The organism is Paraburkholderia solitsugae, from assembly GCF_013177695.1.
Taxonomy (GTDB): domain Bacteria; phylum Pseudomonadota; class Gammaproteobacteria; order Burkholderiales; family Burkholderiaceae; genus Paraburkholderia; species Paraburkholderia solitsugae.
Genome location: NZ_WOEY01000173.1, coordinates 23,623 through 41,578, shown reverse-complemented (window position 1 = coordinate 41,578; position 17,956 = coordinate 23,623). Strand labels below are relative to the sequence as shown.

Genomic DNA, 17,956 nt, shown 5'->3' with positions numbered 1-17,956 from the left:
ACACTCCGTCGTTTACAAGCGCAATTCATCACCGGGTGCGAGCAAGTTGTCGGCCTATCTTCTCTGCAGGTTCACAGCCGCGGCGCACAGATGCCCCCGTGTTCGCCCCGGGTTATTGAGAAGCTACGAGATGTGGCGGATTTTTTATGAATCCCGGTCATACCTCCAATAGCAGCGCGGCGCGTTCGGCGTGCTGTTGTGATCGGTTGCGCTCTGATCCTGTGTTCGCTGTGCCAGCTATTCCCGCAAGGCAGCGGGACCGGCTACCTCCTGCCAGTCCGCCCACCCCCACCGATCCATCCCACGATCTCAGCAAACAGCTTCATGTCGGGCGGCACGGAAAGGTCCACCGCCAGACAATGGCGGTAATACGGGCTGAGATCCAGCCCGACACCCAGGCCCAGCACCTCCACATCGCGCGAGGCTTCATGGCGCGCCACGACGGCCTTGAGATGGTTGTCGAGATAGAAGGCGTCGTTGGCCTGGCCCGTCGCGCTGTCCATGGGGCTGCCATCCGAGATCACGATCAGGATTCGTCTCGCTTCGGGACGGGCGACGAGACGCCCGCAGGCCCAGTCGACCGCTTCGCCGTCCACGCCCTCGCGAAACAGGTCCGCCTTGAAGAGCGCGGCAATATCGGCGCGAGCGCGTCGCCAGCTCCGGGCGGCGTCCTTGAACACCAGATGAGACAGTTCATTGAGCCGGCCCGGATGAGGCGGCCGGCCGTGCGCCAACCAGTCGAGCCGGGCCCGGCCGCCGTTCCAGGCGCCGGTGGTGAAGCCTAGTACCTCGGTGGTCACGCCCGCCTGGTCGAGCGCGCGCGTGAGGATGTCCACCATGGTCGCCACCGGCTCGATATGCGCTTTCATCGAGCCCGAGCAATCGATCAGGAAGCCGACCGCGCAGTCGGCCATGAGCGTGTTCCGCTCGAGCCGGAACAGGCGCCGTTCAGCGGGAGAACTGACCAGTTGCGCGAGGCGTCGCCCGTCGATGCGGCCATGCTCTTCACCGAACGACCAGCCATCGCGTTGCGAGATCGCCAGCGCCGCCTTCAGTGCGTGCGCGAGCCGCGCCACGTTGATGCCCTGGGCCGCGACGCGTTCGTCGAGCCGCTCGCGAAACTCGCTGAGCAAGGCTTTGCGGACCAGCGCGCCAGGCGCTATCTCGCGGTCATAACGCGTCGTAAAGGCCCGATAGCCCTGCTCCGAGGCTTCGAACACGCGGCTCTTGCCGGTCAGCGCGACGGCCATGTCCTTGTACTCGTCGTCCTCGACATCGAACCACAACGAGAACTCCGTGCGCGGGGCCTTGTCGTCGCTCTCCTGCGGGTCATCCTGTGCATCGTCCAACGCCTCGGCGCGGACGGCACGGATCATGTCGCCCACTAGCCTTGCGAGTTCGAGCGCATGGATAGCGAACGCACCCTGCTCCTGCCGATGCCGGCGCAGGCCCGCCAGCGACACGCCCAGCACTGGCACGATAGCCGCGCGCGTGGCTTCGATCAGGCCTTCGGTCTCTTCGAGTACGGGCCAGCCTGTCAGGCGCGACCACGCAATCTGCGCCACCGTGTACAGAAGAATGCCGAGATGGTCCTCCGCAAGCCCGGAGCGGTAGAAAGCCTGCGACCAGGCCTCGAAACGATCGCACAGATTCTGCACCAGGCCCGGCATGCCGGGCGGGGTCTGCGTTTCGCACCGCAATTGCTCCAGCAGTTCGAACACCAGGCGTTCGACGCGATCGCTCGGGCATAACCGGCTGTGCAGCGCCGCATCGGAGTGCATGAGTCGCAAGGCCGCGCCATCGGCGGCGCCGCGCAGGGAGGCGAAGTCGTCTTGCTGTGGGTCGGTGCGAAGATGGGGGGCGTGCAGGGGCAAAGGCCGCATATCGCGGCACAACCGGCCTTCGCGGTAGTGCAACGCGGCGTCGCCGGTCAGCGCGCGCACGGCCGCCGCGCACAGCGCCTCGCGCTGCTCCGCGCGGAGGGTCGCTTGTCTGTCCGCCGTCATCAGCGGCTACCCGCTACCTGGTTTTCAGCGTTGGCCCCGACCTCGAGCTCAGTCCCGAAGCAGCGCTGGAAATACTCAGCCACGATCGAACGCTCGGCCTCATCGCACTTGTTCAGGAAGGTCAGACGAAACGCCATCGCGGGATCGTGGAAGATCTGGCAGTTCTCCGCCCAGTTGATCACCGTACGCGGCGACATCAGCGTCGACAGGTCACCGCTGGCAAAGCCCTTGCGCGTGAGCTCCGCCACGCTCACCATCGATTCGATCAGCGCGCGCCCCGCCTCGTCAGCGAGTTCCGGTACGCGCGCAAGCACGATGCCAGCCTCTTCCGCGCGCGGCAGATAGTTGAGCGTGGCCACCACGTTCCAGCGGTCCATCTGCGCGTGATTCAGCACCTGCGTGCCGTGATACAACCCGTTCAGGTTGCCCAGCCCCACCGTGTTGGTGGTGGCGAACATGCGGAAGTACGGATGCGGATGAATCACGCGGTTCTGGTCGAGCAGGGTGAACTTGCCGTCGCGCTCGAGAATGCGCTGGATCACGAACATCACATCGGGACGCCCCGCATCGTATTCGTCGAAGATCAGGGCAACCGGGCGCTGCAATGCCCATGGCACGATCCCCTCCTGAAACTCGGTAACCTGCAGGTCATCGCGCACCACGATCGCGTCTTTGCCAACGAGATCGAGGCGGCTGATATGGCCGTCGAGATTCACGCGCACGCACGGCCAGTTGAGCCGCGCCGCGACCTGCTCGATATGCGTCGATTTGCCGGTACCGTGCAAGCCCTGCACCATTACCCGGCGGTCACGGCTGAAGCCGGCCAGAATCGCCAGCGTCACTTCCGGATTGAAGCGGTAGACCTCGTCGATCTCCGGCACGTGGTCGTCGCGCTCGCTGAAAGCGGGCACCATCAGGCTCGAATCGATGCCAAAAACGGTGCGTACCGCGACCATTCTGTCGGGTTTGCCAGTCACGATATCAGTCACTTCATTCTCCTCCCCGCTACGGGGATATTCGTTCGGCGCCGCCGGGCGATGTTGTATTTTTCGGTACAATTTGTTCCGTTTATTATAAACGGAATCTCGCACCGTGGACGGCACTTCGTCCGCATCGCCGCGGCGAACCGCGCCGTCAACGCGCCGCCGCCATCTCGTCGAAGGGTTTCGCACGCCGTTCCATCGCGCGCGCGGCCCATGCCGAAAGCAGCGCCGACAAAATCACGTAGCCGCACACGTACCAGGGCTTGCCGCCATTCAGGCGTAGCAGCGCCGTCGCGATGATCGGCGTGAGGCCGCTCGCGAAGATGCCCGAAAACTGATACACGAACGAGATGCCGGTGTAGCGCACCTCAGGGTCGAACAGTTCGGCAAAGAGCGCGGCTTCCGGTCCATAGACCATGGCGTAGAAGATGCCGAACGGGATCACCACGCCGAGCCAGACCGCCAGCGTATTGCCGGCCTGCGTCTCCATCAGCCAGAACGCCGGCAGCACCGAGGCGCCGCAAATCAGCGAGCCCCAGCGATACACACGCGCACGTCCCATCAGGTCCGACATCCTGCCGAAGAACGGGATGAAGAAGCACATCACCATCGCCGCGATCATCACGCCGGTGAGCGCTTCCGTGCGGCTCATCGAAAGACGTTGCGTGAGGTAGCCGATCATGAACACCGCGAAGATGTTGAAAAACACCCCGTCGATCCAGCGTGCGCCCATGCCGAGCAGCACCGAACTGCGATAGCGCGTGATCATGTCGACGAACGGGATTTTCACGTCGCGGCGGTTGCGCTTAAGCGCGAGAAACTCGGGCGTCTCCATCACCTTGAGTCGGATGTAGAGGCCGAGCACCACGAGCAGCAACGAAGCACCAAACGCGACCCGCCAGCCCCACGAGAGGAACGCCGCTTCCGGCAGCAGCCGGGAAATGCCCGCGACGATCCCCGACGCGAGGCACAGGCCAATCGACAAGCCGATCTGCGGCAAGCTTGCGTACAGACCGCGCCGGTTCGGCGGAGCATATTCATAGGCCATCAGCACCGCGCCGCCCCATTCGCCACCGAGCCCGATGCCCTGCAACACGCGCAAGAAGAGCAGCAGAATGGGCGCCCAGATGCCGATCTGAGCGAAGGTCGGCACGAAGGCGACCCCCGCCGTCGAAATCCCCATGATGACGAGCGTGCAAATCAACGCGGACTTGCGTCCAACCTTGTCGCCGAAGTGACCGAAGATCACACCGCCGAGCGGCCGCGTCACGAAGCCGACGGCGAACGTGCCGTAGGCCAGCATCGTCGAGACAAGCGGATCGTGAGCGGGAAAGTAAAGCTTGTTGAACACAATGCCGGCCACCACGCCGTACAGAAAAAAGTCATACCATTCAACCGTCGCTCCAATCACGCTCGCGAATGCAACGCGGCGGATCACCCGCTTATCGATTGCCATAGCGCCTCCTCCAATGGTTTGCTTCGTTGCTTTTTCCTCAGTGATGCGCTTCCATGCTCTGCGATTGCACTTGTCCAGCCGGCAAGTCGCCGGCGCGGGCATCGTCGAGGATCATGCTGGACGCCTTTTCAGCGACCATCACGATCGGTACGTTGGTATTGCCGGAGACCAGCGTCGGCATGATCGAGCAATCGACCACCCGCAATCCTTGCGTGCCATACACGCGCAATCGTTCGTCGACCACCGCGCCCGGATCGCTCGCGACACCCATCTTCGCGGTGCCGGACGGATGAAAAATCGTCTGGCCGTATTCGCGGCAAAAGTGCAGCAACTCGTCGTCGCTTTGCGCCTGCGGGCCGGGACGCACTTCACGTTTCATCAGGGATGCCATGGGCTCCGTGGCAGCGACGCGGCGCGCGAAACGCACACCCGCGACCGTCGTGCGGCGGTCGAGATCGGTCGCCAGATAATTCGGCTGGATTGACGGTGCGTCGTGCATGTCGCCCGAGCGGATCCGCACGCTGCCGCGCGACTCCGGGCGCAACTGACAGATCGAATAGGTGCAGCCTGGAAACGCGTGGACGTCGCCGCCCGCGGTGTCGGCCGAGAGCGTTGAGAAGTGGAACTGGATGTCAGGGGTTTTGGCTTCATCCGGCAACGCGCGGCAAAACATGCCGCCCTGATTGATGCCGACGGATAGCGGCCCTTCGCGAAACAGTGCCCATTGCAGCCCCATCTTCGCGCGGCCCGTCCAGGAGTGCAGCAAGTCGTTCGTCGTGATCGGCCGCGTCACTTCATAGGTCAGGCGGACTTGCAGATGGTCCTGCAGATTCTCGCCGACGCCGGCTCGATTGGCGACCACCGGGATACCGAACTCATTGAGCAGTTTCGCCGGCCCGACACCCGACACCTGCAGCAATTGCGGCGACTGCAGCGCGCCGGCCGTCAGCACTACCTCGCGGTGCGCGCGCACTTCGTGCTCCTTGCCGTGCTGCACATAGCGAATACCCGTAGCACGCGTGCCTTCGAAGAGAATCTTCGACGCCAGCGCGTCGGTCTCGATCTGCAGATTCGGACGCTTGCGCGCGGGTTTCAGGTAAGCAACGGCAGTCGAACAACGCCAGCCATGCCGCGTGGTCAACTGGTAGTATCCGACCCCTTCCTGATCGCCCTGATTGAAGTCGTTGACCGTCGGGACGCCCAGGCGATTCGACGCAGCGATAAACGCATCCACGAGTTCGTGGCGCTGCTTGATCGTGGATGCCCACAACGGGCCGTCGACCCCACGTGTCGGCGACTCGCCGAGCTCGTTGTGTTCAAGCCGCCGGAAGTAAGGCAAGCACTCGTTCCAACTCCAGCCACGATTGCCGAGTGCCGCCCAGTGGTCGTAATCCTCTTTCTGACCGCGAATATAGATCAGCCCGTTGATGGAACTGCAGCCGCCCAACGTGCGCCCGCGCGGCCAGTAGAGTTTGCGGCCGTGCATGTTCGGATCCGGGTCGGTGTAAAAGCCCCAGTTGTAGACCGGATGAAACATGGTCTTGCCGTAACCGATCGGGATATGGATCCACAGAAAGCGGTCGGGCGGCCCGGCTTCGAGCAGGCATACCGAGTAGCGGCCATTTTCAGAGAGGCGATTGGCGAGGACACAACCAGCCGATCCCGCGCCGACGACCACGTAGTCGAAACTCCGTACCATTGATGTCTCCGTACCGATTCCGTTTGTTTTCAAAACCGGATCATTTCGTCCCAATTTATTGGATGATAGTTTCGACTTCAAGCAAATCCGGTTACGATTGATTAATCCGGTACGAAAACCGACTTTTTCGTTTCACTATTCAATCTGTCCGCGCGCATTCATCCGGGTTGTCACTGATCCGTTCGGGCTGCATTCACCTTCATCCGCCTCGGGAAGGAAAATGAGAGACACCACGCAGCTCCCCTCACCCGCTCACGAGCCCGCCGACGACACCCGCGTCCTGCGCGCGCTTAGCGTGCTGGAACAACTTGCATCCGCTGGACAACCGTCTTCACTCTCCCAGTTGTCCTCACGTCTGCAGATTCCGAAGGCGACCTTGATGCGTCTGATCGAATCGCTCGAAGCACGCGGTTACGTCACGCACATGCCGGACTCGCGCGGAGCCGATCGCGCTATTGCGCTCGGGCCACGCGCCGCGCAGCTCGCCCTGACCACGCTCGCAAACAGCACGTTTACGCGGGCGTGCCGCTCGTTGCTGCGCACGCTCGTGGAAACGCTCGGCGAGACCTGCAATCTCACCGTGCTCGACGGTGACACCGTGCTGTACGTCGAGCGCGTCGAGACGAGCGAACCCCTGCGTCTGCACCTGCAACCGGGCACGCGCGTCCCACTGCATTGCACCGCCAGCGGCAAGCTGTTTCTTTCGCAGATGACGCCGGCCGAGCGCGGACTCGTCATCCGGCGCTTGCCGCTCAAATCGATGACGTACCGCACCCTGACCGATGTCGATCTGCTGGAAGCGGAACTCGACCGCCTCGCCATGCGCGGTATCGGTGTCGACAACGAAGAGTTCGTGCGCGGGATGGTGGCGGTCGCGGTGCCGGTGCGCCACGTCGAGGATGGCCGTGTGCTCGCGGCGTTGGCCGTTCATTCGCCCACGGCGCGCTCCAGTCTGGAGGATCTGTTGAAAGCGGTGCCGAAGCTCAAGGAGATAGCCTTGCGCATCGGACCGCTGCTTCAGCCTGCTACAACGGGTGCGGTGGCCGTGTCGAAGTAGCAAGGACGCGCCGCCCGCTTGTCATGAGCAGAGTGCAGCGGCGATCGCGAACGACCCACCGCTGCACATCAAACAGCGCGCGTTAGGCAGGCCTCAATGGGTACGAGGCCGATAGTCCACGAATTCCGCTTCAGTTCCGGCCGCGCGGCGTTTGCGGGCCCGCCATGCATACGCCACGAGCAGCACGCCGAGACTCACCACGCCGAGCCACAGCGGCGTGCGCTGGGCCGGTATGAACGCCATCGCCACCAGAATGCCGACCATGCCGACAATCGCGAAACAGGTCAGATACGGATAGCACCACATCCTCACGCGCAACTTCTCCGGCGCCTCGCGCTCGAGCCGGGCGCGCAGCTTCAATTGCGACACGGCGATCAGCACGTAGACGAAAATGGCCACCGTGCCGTATGAATTGACGAGGAATGCGAACACCGTGTCGGGCGATACGTAAGACATGACGACCGACACATAGCCGAACAAGGTGCCGACCAGAATCGCGCGAACAGGGACGCCGCGGCGATTGACCTTGGCAAGCCCGGCCGGCGCGTCGCCGTGGCGGGTCAGCGCAAAAATCATCCGCGACGCTGCGTAAAGGCCGGAATTGAGCGCGGACAGCACCGCGGTCAACACGATCGCATTCATGACGTTAGCGGCGGCCGGGATACCCATTGCACTGAGCGCGCTCACATACGGCGTGGCCATGTGCGGCGAATTCCAGGGGACCAGCGCAACCACGAGCATGATCGAGCCGACATAGAAAATCAGCACGCGGGTGATCACCGAATTGGTGGCCTTGGCGACCGCCTTGACCGGCTCATGCGCTTCAGCGGCGGCAATGGTGACGATCTCGGCGCCGAAGTAAAAACCCGTCGCCGCGACGGCACCGCTCAGCACTGGCCCGATCCCCTTCGGCATCAGCCCGCCGTGCGAAAGCAACGTCGGTATCACGGCGGTGGTGTGCATCGACGCGGGCCACAGACCCAGTACATAGAGCCCGCCGAGGAACAGGAACACGACGATCGCCGCCACCTTGATGGACGCGAACCAGAACTCGAACTCCCCGTAGCTGCCCACCGAGATCAGGTTGGTCGCGGTCAACACGACCAGTAACACGAGACTGATCGCCCACGCCAGCGTATCCGGCAGCCAGAATTGAACCAGTTTCGCGCCCGCCACTGCCTCGACGGCCACGACGATGACCCAGAAATACCAGTACATCCACCCGGTCAGAAAGCCGGCCAGTTTGCCCGGCCCGCGCTTGCCGGCAAAGGCGAGGCGCGCGTATTCATAAAACGAGCCAACCGCCGGCATGGCGCACGCCATTTCTCCGAGCATGCGCATGACGAGCACGATCAGGCCACCGGTAATCAGAAACGACAGAACCGCCGCTGGACCGGCCTGCTGGACCACGACACCGCTGCCGACAAACAAACCCGCACCGATCACGCCGCCCAGCGCGATCATGGTCATGTGGCGCTCCTTGAGGCCGGTCTTCAGTTCACTTTTATTCGATACTTCCATGTCACCTCCACATCCTGTTGATGCCGGCGCCGGTCGCGCGGGGCTGCATGCAGGGCTGCGTGCATTCCCGCAACCTGAGCGCCGTCAATTCGGATCGAGTGAGGACGCGTATGCGCCTCGCTATAGTGTGTTTTTTCTTATGACTTAACGCGCAGACCTGTCTGGCTGCGCAACGCCGTGCGCGTGAGGCACGACGACCGGCGAATCACGTGCCGCGGGTGGCGCGGCACGCAGGCCGCGTTCAAGGTTTTTCGTCGCGCCGGAAATACAGTTGGTAGAGCATCCGTTGTCCGATACGACGGAACGGCGCGAACGGATGACCGGGCAACGGAGAAGTGAAAATCGGCAGCGTCTGCTTCGCCCCTTTACCCGCTATCCGTTCGGCGAGCCTGCGCCCCGCCTGCTGGGAATAGGACACGCCGTTGCCGCCATAGCCCAGAGCGTAAAACACCGACTGCTTCGGATCCGGCTGGCACACGCGCGGCATCATGTCGTGGCTCACATCCACCCAGCCCCACCATGAATAGTCGATCTGGACACCGCGCAACGCGGGGAACTTGCGGCCCATCCCTTCGACGAGCAACTCGTAATGGCGCGGATTCGGTGCATCGGCTCCGGTGATCGCGCTGCGGCTGCCGATCTGCAGCCGGTTGTCCGGCAGGAAGCGGTAGTAGAAACGCAAGGTGCGCGTATCGGTGAGCACCTGGGTCGTTCGAAAATTGCAGGCGGCGATTTCCTGCTGCGTGAGCGGACGCGTCACCATCGAATTCGACAGGATCGGCATCACCCGGCTCGTCAGCGAAGGATGAAGGTTCGGCGCCGTGTAGGCGCCGGTCGCGATACCCACGGAGCGGGCCCGCACGACGCCACCCGGCGTGCGCAGATGATGAATGCCGTTGATCGTTTCCCAGCCGATCACCGGGCTCGCCGGATGGACGCGCGCGCCCGCTTCGCGTGCCAGCCGCAGATAGCCATAGGCGAGTTTCAACGCGTGGATGCCGATGCCTTCGGGCTCGTGAAGCGCGCCGGCTGCCTCGCTATCGTTGACGTACTCGCGGCGGAACGTGGCCTGATCGATGAGCTCGGACGGGTAGCCGAACACGTCTTTCCAGACTTTGGCTTCGGCGGCAAGTTTGGCCATCATGCGCGGCCGATGCGCGATCAGAAAGTGGCCGCCCGGCTGCGGATCGCAATCGATCTCGGCCACCAGAGACTTGAAGTTGTCGAACCCTTCCTGGATCTCGTCGTGCATTTTCAACGCGACGTCTTTACCCCAGCGCTCGATCCATTGGGAACGCGACAGACGACCCGATGCATTCTGCCCTTGTCCGCCATTGCGGCTGCTGCAGCCCCAACTGGTTTTGTTGGCCTCGAGCACCACGGCCTTGATGCCATGGTCGCGCGCGAGACAAAGCGCCGTCGCGAGTCCCGTATACCCTGCGCCGATGATCGCCACGTCCACGTCGATGTCTTTCGTGATCGGACCATCGTCGGGCGGCGGCGTGCCGGCAGTCGCGGCCCAATAGGTCGGAGCGTACTGCTTGCCGTGCCCGGGCCCCGGCGAGACCAGCGGGTCGTATCTCGGGTCATATTGCGTCGCGCTGTCCGGCCCTGCAGACAGACCTTCGCCGACCCGTGTGATAACACTTTGCGCCATGTGAAGCTCCTCGTCGGCGTCAAACGTTCTGCTTCGGACGTTCCTTGCGGAACGCGCGCTTGACTGCGATCAGACCATCGCGGAACTCGAAGAGATCGCACCCTTCCGCTTCGATGCGCCAGCCTTCCGCATGCGTCCCCGTGAACACCCATTCGGACACACCACGTTCCCCTATGACGTAATGACGGCCCTCCCCCCAATGTGCATCCGGGAAGGTTTTGAAGACCGTTTCGAACGCGGCGCGCACCGCGTCGCGACCCACGAAACGCGCACCGTAGACTTCGCGTCCACCGGCGGCATCGAACACGCAGTCTTCGGTCATGAAGCTCATCAGTGCATTCGCGTCGTGACGGTTGAACGCATCGGAAAATGCGGCGAGCGTGTCCGCGGTAGCCTTCCCTGCGGACGTTTCTGTTGTGGCCATGCATGTCTCCTGCTCAGTGAATTAGGCCAAGCCTCGTGAGCTCGCCTGAACGGCGAACTCTCACTGAAAAGTGTAAGTTTGGGGTGGCCTCCACGGTAGGGCCAGTGCGCTGGTTTCGCCTGGTGCAGCGCGCGGCGAGGGCACGTGGGTTGACTGGCCTCGAACCGAGGTTTTCGGATGCAGGCCGTTGGGGTGCTTGGGGTGCTTGGGGTGCTTGGGGTGCGTGAGGTGCGTGGTGCGACTAGCGTCATTCGCACCAATAGCGCGGCACGCTGGCGCTAGTTCAACGCTTGCGTGCTTTCGAGGCAGCGCTTCACGGTACGCTCGTCTTCGTCGGTGAAACGGCCAATCAGGACGATCGTCGACTCGGCCGCAGCGTGCCCCGCAAAGGGCGTGATCAGAATGCGACCACCGACCACATGGAGCTCCTGCGGAGAAGCATCCTGATCAAGCCAGACGATGCCCTTCGCTCTCAATAGCGGAACAGAGAGGCCGCGAAACACCTCTCTGAGTTTTTTCCTGTCGAGGCGGAAGTCCGATCGAAAGGAAAAGCTGCAGATATCCTGATGACTATTGAAACGCTCGCCCGCCGCGAGGGCCTGCTCACCGGTACGATGACGAGGCGCGACACTCGCGTCGAAGATCAACTCCAGCGGGATGGATCCGTTTGCCGAGTCGAGCAAGATGGCCGTGGTCGCCAGCGACGACACCGCTTCTGTCGCCACCGCTTTTTCCTGTCCAGTGACGAGGTCGGTCTTGGTGAGCACGAGCGCCGTGGCGCCCGCGATCTGCCGGCGCACGATATCCCCGACATACGGATCGCGCAACGTGGCGCCGATCCGCTCCGTATCGACTGCCACGATAATCCCGACCAACCTGAAGCTCCGGTCGAGCAAACCGATCTGCGCGATCTTCACGGGGTCGGACACGCCACTGGCTTCGATGACCAACAACTCGGGGCGCTCGGGACGCGCGCTGATTGCCACGAGCGCGTCCACCAGGCGGCCACCGATGGAGCAGCAGACGCAGCCGTTCTCCAGGTTGATGACATCGTCGGTGCGTTCGCGGATCAGCGCGGCGTCGATATTAATATCGCCGAAATCGTTGACCAGCACCGCCACCCGGCGCTGACCCGCATTCGAGAGCACATGGTTGAGCAAAGTCGTCTTGCCGGCGCCCAGATAGCCGCCGAGCACGACCAGTGGAATGGGTGGCCGGGCGCGCCCGGCCGCAGCATCATTCATTTTTTCCCGGCGACTGAAACACACGCCCGCCCAGCACCGTGCCCCACACTTCGACGTCCTTCAATCGCTCGGCCGCGACCTCGGTCGGGTCGTCCGCCAGCACGGCGAAGTCCGCGAATTTGCCCACCTCGATACTGCCGATCAGATGGTCCATCTTGAGCGTATAGGCCGCACCCAGCGTGATCGCGCGCAACGCGTCCGCCACGGGGATGCACTCGCTCGCGCCCAGCACACGACCGCTGGCGGTCTTGCGCTGCACCGCGCACCAGGCGGTAAACAGCGGGCTCAACTGCGTGATCGGCGCATCCGAATGAAAGGCAAAGGGAATGCCCAGACGCCGCGCCGATCCCGCCGCGTTCATCCGGTTCGCCCGGTCGGGACCCATGGTCTGCGCGTAATGAGCGTCGCCCCAGTAGTAGATATGGTTGGAGAAAAAGTTGATGCACATGCCGAGTTTCGCCGCGCGGGCCAACTGGCTCGCGTCGGCCATCTGACAGTGCTGCAGCGTGTGGCGGTGATCGCTGCGCGGACAGGTGTCGAGCATCTTCTCGAGGGCGTTCAATACGACCTCGGTGGCTTCATCGCCATTGGTATGAATATGGAGTTGCAGCCCGGCGCGATGAAACGGCGTGAAGACCTCCTCCAACTGGCTGGGCGGAATCAGCCACAAGCCGTTCGGCTGTCCGCCGACATAACCCGGCCATTTCAGCCGCGCCGTGAACCCCTGAATCGACCCATCGACAATGAACTTGATCGGGCCGAATCTCAACTTTTCGGTGCTGTCGCTGATGGCCGACAGTACTTTTTCGACGCCGCCCTCGGGGCTTCGCTGCGGCGCAAACGCGGGCACGATCCTGACCGGATACTGCGGATCCGCCGTGACTTCACGCAGATTGCGATTGCCCAGCGCCGACAGATCGTTGACCAGGTCCGTCGCGGTCGTCACGCCGGCGAGTTGCGCGACCTTGCCGAAATTCCAGATGGCCTCGGTCTTTTCACTCGCCGCAATGGAAAGCTGGCTGCCGATCACCTGGTACACGGGGAACATGGCGGCGAATTCCTGCAACTCGCCGGTTGGCTGGCCCGCTTTGTCTTTATCGATCCCATCGATGTCGGTGTTCTCGTCGATAGCGGCGAGCGCCAGCATGGCGGAGTTGACGTTCATCAGGTGCACACTCGCGTGCAGCACGACAATGGGCCGGCGAGTCGAAACGGTATCGAGTTCCTTGACCGACAAGCGGCTCTCGCCGAAGAAAATCGGATCGAAGCCCCATGCAAGCAGCGGTGCCGTCGCGTCCGTCATGGCGCGTTGCGCAACGGCCAGCCGCTCGATCACCTCGTCCAGCGTTTTCAGACCTCGCCACACCTTGCCGTCGGGGCCGCGCCGGTCGTAGTAGCCGAGATACACGGCGTCCCACATCGCGCCTTCCATCAGATGGCAATGCCCCTCGACGAGACCCGGCATCAACACCTTGTCCTTGAACGTATCGACGATCTCAGCCTCGCCCCACCGGCTGACGTCTTCCAGCGTGCCGACGGAGAGAATTCTGCCGTCTCGCACGGCAACATGCGTGGCGTGCGGTTGAGCCGGATTCATCGTCAGAATCTTTCTGGCGACGAAGACGGTGATGGGACCTCGTTCAATCTGATTCATAGATAAGTGTTAATGGGTTTAGGACGCAGTCCGAACGGTCAGGACAAAGCATGCACCGGCTTACGCTTCCAACCATGATTCAGCACGGCGGTCACCGCGATATTGATCACGAGACACAGCAGGCCCAGGTTGAATCCACCGAGCTCGGCATGAAAGAGGTAAAGGATGATCGCGAGTATCTGCCCGGTCAGAATACCCGTTGCAACGGCGGACGGTTTGACTCGAAGCGAAAACAGAATGATCATCACGCCGGGGAAAAACTGGGTCACACCGTAGTACGCGGTATTGATCAGCGTGAGCATCAGATTCGGCGTCAGCAAGGTCATCACGATCGAGACCAGCAGGTAAATGACGATCACCGTTTTCGCGGTGGCTTTCTGCTTGCTCTCGGGCATCTTCGGCAACAGATTGCGCGTCACGAGCGGGCCGATGGCGAGGCAGATGCCCGTCAGCACCAGCAGGCCGGAGAGCGCGGCGCCGGCCGCGACCAGACCCAGCAACCAGCCTGGCAGCAGCCGGATCGCCGCCGCAAAGAAGGCTTCATTCGGCGACGCAAGGTGCAGGTTCTGACTGATCGCGTAGTACGAAGCAATGACCAGAAACGGATACATCAGCATGTACAGCGGCATGGCGACCTGGGTACGCCGGATCGTGTTCGGACTGGTGGCCGTGAAGAAAACCTGCACGGCGAACGGCATCACGTAGAACCCTAACGACTGGAACAGCATCGTGCTCATCGAAAACGTCAGTTGACTGGCATTCATGCTGTTGCTGACGTGCAGGCTCGCGGCGTGAAAAACTTCCGTGACGCCGGCTTGCCACGAGACCGCCAGCCCGGTGATCACGATCGCCGCGACCATCAGCACGTCCTTCAGGATCGCAATGTACGCCGACGCCCGCACCCCGGAAATGGCGATATAGGTGAATGCCAGCATCGCTGAGATCAGAATCAGATAGAGCGGCTGGAAATTCCAGCCGAGGCCCTTGAACGCCGCAACAAGCCCCGTGAATTGCAACTCGCCCCAGGGCAGCAAAAACAGGATCGCCGATCCGCCGACGATCACCTCCAGCGCACGGTTGCCGAAATAGCCTTTGAACAGATCGGGCAGCGTAATGGCGTTGTAGCGTTTGCCGGCCTCCCAGATTTTCGGTCCGATGAAATAGCCGACGGGATACGCCAGCAGGATATATCCCAGGAACCAGACCCCATAGGTTGGCCCCTTGGCATAGATGCCGCCTGGAAAGCCGACCATCGTGCCAATACTGTAGATTTCGCCCGCGGCGAGGAAAAAGACCAGATACGCGCCAAACTGCCGGGACGCGACAAAGAAGTCATGAACGCTTTGCGCGCCATGCCCTTTTTTGGACCGTATCGCCAGATACAGCGAGAAGAGAATAAAACCGAGAAAGACAACGGTGGACATCCTGGCTCTCCTGCTGCGTCAGTGGGTTTGCGGAGGGGCATCGTCCGCGGGACGATCGAACAGATGCCAGCACACCTGCAGGCAGATCGACGTCAGGACAAACCACGCGAAAATCCACGCATAGATGAACGGCACACCGAGGACGAATCGATCGACCGAAGCGACCCAGGGCAGCAGGCCTATCACACCGATATAGGGGATGCCGATCCCAATCAGGAACTTGAGCATGGAGTCTCCGTCTGCTTTTTTTGATCGATGAAATCATGTCTGCTGAATCCGCCTGCCATTGAAAGACCGGACCGGGTGGTAGCAGTCAGCGGCGAGCGGAGGTGGCACGGCGGCCAAGGCAGACAAATTCAGTATCGGTGGCCGAAAATGCACCTGACTAGTACCAGCGATAATAAATCGCCTGGTCCACATGCGGGACCCTGAGCAGACATTGCGCCCGCTCCTATGCCTATGGCAAAGTCGTTTTTACGTGACTAGGGCGACCAGCCCGGAACACAGCAACAAAGCGCTCACGAGATGTTCGAGCCGGCGCACCGGCACGCGTGGACCCAGGCGCTCCCCCAGGCAGACGCCGAGCACGAACACCGGCACGAGCAGCACCAGCGAACTGAGCTGGGGCGTGTGAACCTGATGCTCGGCCACAAAAAGGGCCACCACGCCCACATAGAGCACCGCAAAATAAGCGAGGAGATTGGCGCGCAGCGTCGACCCCTGGCCGATGCCGTTGAAGTAGTAGACAGCCGGCGGACCGCCGATGCCGCCCAGTGCGGTCAGCGCGCCGCTCATTGCGCCTGCTGTGAAGGTCGGTCGCCAGCCGCTATTGTGAAGCCAGCGCCAGCCCCGCATGTGCATCACCGTGGAGGCAAGAACGGCGACCGCTACGAGCCGGCGAAGCTCCACCGCGTTCTCGCTTGCCATCCACCGTGTCGTGACAGCGGTGCAAACCATGGCGACCAGCGCGAGTGGAACCACCGTTCGCCAGCGCACCGCGCTCGCCCAGCTGCGCACACCTTGCAGCGAGGTCGCAAAATGGATCAGGACGATGAGGACGCCGGCTTCGGGCGCGGGTATCAACAGGCCGAACAGCGGCGCCATGACGAGCGCGCCGCCGAAACCGGTCAAACCTTTTGCCATGCCCGCCACCAGGGTCACCAGGGCGAGGCACCCCAGTAAGGAAGGAGTATCGGCAACATTCATGAGTCGTGTGTTCGCAATAGACGGAGAATCGAAGGTCAAATCGATTGCTACGTTTCGCGCACGACGACATCTTCAGGGAAGGGCCGGTATCGTCGCAGTATTCCTAACGCGCGCGTAGTGCCAGCGGCGTCCTTTCGATGGTGCCAACCGCGACTGGCGCTCCGAACGCCCCGTTATCGATGGCACTCGCAAAGGGGCGCTTACCTTACATTTTTTGCCCTTTTTCGTGGCCGACCGCACTCACCAGGCATCACTGCCTGCATAACGCGTCGCCACGGCCAAAGCGATGCCCCAGACCAGCGCGGCGAGCAGCGACAGGCCGATCGCCAGATAGACCGCCATGCGAATGCCCGTGTCGAGCGGCTGGATCGCGCTCATCAGCGCGCCGAAGATCGCGACGCAAAATGCAGACCCTGTCTGCCGGCTCGCGTTGAGCACGCCCGCCGCGACGCCGGCGCGCGCCTTGTCCACCCCCGCCATCAACGCGGCGGTCGCTGCCGGCGTAATCACCCCCGCCCCGAAACCCACAGCCGGGCAGCAAAGCGCAATACGCCAATACGGCGCATCGTCCGCTAGCGCGACAAGCCCGGCAAAACCGAGTGCATATAACAGGAAGCCACCGCAGACGAGCCGGTGCGCGCCACACGCCCGGTTCAGCGCGCCGGATACGAAGCTGCCGAGGGTCACCATCACGGTCAACGGCAGGAATGCCAGGCCGGTCTGCAACGGTGTCCATCCGCGAGCAGACTGGAAGTACAGGCTCAGCAGGAAAAACAACCCGTAAAAAATCAGGCCGGAAATCAGCGAAACGAACGCCGATGCCGAAAACACCGGACTCCGAAAGAAGCCTAGCGGCAGCATCGGCTGTTTGCGTTTTGTCTCGACCCACACGAACGCAATCCAGGCGGCGAGCGCGACCACGGCGCCTGCACGGATGGCGCCCACGTGCCACCCGAGCTTCGCCCCCTCGATCAACACGGCGACCGACGCGCCGAGCGCCACGATAGCGAGCATCTGACCGGCGATATCCATCGGCCGGCCCGACGCGGCCGGACGGACCGATTCGACGCGCGTCGTCAGCCAGGCACCGATCAGCGCGATCGGCACGTTCACCAGAAAAATGCTGCGCCAGCCCAGCAGATGAATCAGCAGACCACCGGCCAGCGGCCCCGCCGCCATCGCAATACCGCCGCATCCGGCCCACACGCCGATTGCACTGGCGCGCTGCCGTGCAACCGGAAAAGCATGATTGATAAGGGTCAGCGAACACGGGACCAATAATGCCGCGCCGACGCCCTGCAAGATCCGCGCGGCAACCAGAATCTGCAGATCCGGCGCCAATCCACATAACGCCGAGGCGCAGGCGAAAACCAGCAATCCGGCGAGATAAGCGGTTTTCGCGCCGATCCGGTCGCCTAAAGCGCCGCCGCTCAGCAGCAGACTGGCAAATGTCAGCGTATAGGCGTTGACCACCCATTGCAGGCCGGAGATATCCGAGCCCAGACTGGCCGCAACCGGCTCCAGCGCGACGTTTACGATCGATGTGTCCAGTATGACAATGACGTAGCTGAGGCTCGTCGCGGTCAACACCCGCTTCTGATATTCACGTTCATTGTTCAAGAGTT

The 17,956-nt window shown here is 62.5% G+C and carries 14 protein-coding genes; 1 reads left to right on the top strand and 13 read right to left on the bottom strand.

The features are described from left to right. Window positions 1-263: 263 nt before the first annotated feature. The 4 genes from GNZ12_RS41970 to GNZ12_RS41955 all read right to left on the bottom strand — a co-directional run bounded on the left by GNZ12_RS41970 (window position 264) and on the right by GNZ12_RS41955 (window position 6,144). Complete coding sequence (locus tag GNZ12_RS41970) at window positions 264-2,006, bottom strand: cobaltochelatase CobT-related protein (protein WP_172318618.1); 1,743 nt, start codon at window positions 2,004-2,006, stop codon at window positions 264-266. Beyond that, complete coding sequence (locus GNZ12_RS41965; protein ID WP_172318616.1) at window positions 2,006-2,995, bottom strand: AAA family ATPase; 990 nt, start codon at window positions 2,993-2,995, stop codon at window positions 2,006-2,008. The genes GNZ12_RS41970 and GNZ12_RS41965 overlap by 1 nt, the downstream gene beginning before the upstream one ends. Window positions 2,996-3,140: 145 nt before the next feature. Then, complete coding sequence (locus tag GNZ12_RS41960; protein ID WP_172318614.1) at window positions 3,141-4,445, bottom strand: MFS transporter; 1,305 nt, start codon at window positions 4,443-4,445, stop codon at window positions 3,141-3,143. A 37-nt stretch (window positions 4,446-4,482) separates the two neighbouring features. Further along, complete coding sequence (locus GNZ12_RS41955) at window positions 4,483-6,144, bottom strand: GMC family oxidoreductase (RefSeq protein WP_172318612.1); 1,662 nt, start codon at window positions 6,142-6,144, stop codon at window positions 4,483-4,485. Between the two features lie 220 nt (window positions 6,145-6,364). On the opposite strand from GNZ12_RS41955, the gene GNZ12_RS41950 reads away from it, so the two are divergent. Further along, window positions 6,365-7,201, top strand: coding sequence for an IclR family transcriptional regulator (locus tag GNZ12_RS41950; RefSeq protein WP_172318610.1), 837 nt, complete (start codon window positions 6,365-6,367; stop codon window positions 7,199-7,201). Between the two features lie 93 nt (window positions 7,202-7,294). Here GNZ12_RS41950 and GNZ12_RS41945 read toward each other — a convergent pair whose 3' ends face one another. From GNZ12_RS41945 to GNZ12_RS41905, 9 genes are all read right to left on the bottom strand, one after another. Beyond that, window positions 7,295-8,722: an amino acid permease gene (locus GNZ12_RS41945; protein ID WP_172318608.1), complete on the bottom strand. Its 1,428-nt coding sequence runs from the start codon at window positions 8,720-8,722 to the stop codon at window positions 7,295-7,297. A gap of 241 nt (window positions 8,723-8,963) precedes the next feature. Beyond that, complete coding sequence (locus GNZ12_RS41940) at window positions 8,964-10,379, bottom strand: NAD(P)/FAD-dependent oxidoreductase (RefSeq protein WP_172318606.1); 1,416 nt, start codon at window positions 10,377-10,379, stop codon at window positions 8,964-8,966. 19 nt (window positions 10,380-10,398) lie between these two features. Continuing rightward, window positions 10,399-10,803, bottom strand: a complete 405-nt coding sequence (locus GNZ12_RS41935) for a nuclear transport factor 2 family protein (protein ID WP_172318604.1) — start codon at window positions 10,801-10,803, stop codon at window positions 10,399-10,401. A 278-nt stretch (window positions 10,804-11,081) separates the two neighbouring features. Then, on the bottom strand, window positions 11,082-12,047 hold the full coding sequence (locus GNZ12_RS41930) for a CobW family GTP-binding protein (RefSeq protein ID WP_172318602.1): 966 nt from the start codon (window positions 12,045-12,047) through the stop codon (window positions 11,082-11,084). Beyond that, complete coding sequence (locus GNZ12_RS41925) at window positions 12,040-13,701, bottom strand: amidohydrolase (protein ID WP_172318600.1); 1,662 nt, start codon at window positions 13,699-13,701, stop codon at window positions 12,040-12,042. The genes GNZ12_RS41930 and GNZ12_RS41925 overlap by 8 nt, the downstream gene beginning before the upstream one ends. A gap of 38 nt (window positions 13,702-13,739) precedes the next feature. After that, a complete protein-coding gene (locus GNZ12_RS41920; protein ID WP_172318598.1) occupies window positions 13,740-15,125 on the bottom strand; it encodes a sodium:solute symporter family protein in 1,386 nt (461 codons plus the stop codon). Window positions 15,126-15,143: 18 nt separating this feature from the next. After that, the gene (locus tag GNZ12_RS41915) at window positions 15,144-15,353 is read right to left on the bottom strand and encodes a DUF3311 domain-containing protein (RefSeq protein WP_172318596.1); all 210 of its coding nucleotides are present in this window, start codon (window positions 15,351-15,353) and stop codon (window positions 15,144-15,146) included. 246 nt (window positions 15,354-15,599) lie between these two features. Further along, the gene (locus GNZ12_RS41910) at window positions 15,600-16,331 is read right to left on the bottom strand and encodes a sulfite exporter TauE/SafE family protein (protein WP_172318594.1); all 732 of its coding nucleotides are present in this window, start codon (window positions 16,329-16,331) and stop codon (window positions 15,600-15,602) included. 240 nt (window positions 16,332-16,571) lie between these two features. After that, complete coding sequence (locus tag GNZ12_RS41905) at window positions 16,572-17,951, bottom strand: MFS transporter (protein WP_235994079.1); 1,380 nt, start codon at window positions 17,949-17,951, stop codon at window positions 16,572-16,574. Between the last annotated feature and the right edge of the window lie 5 nt (window positions 17,952-17,956).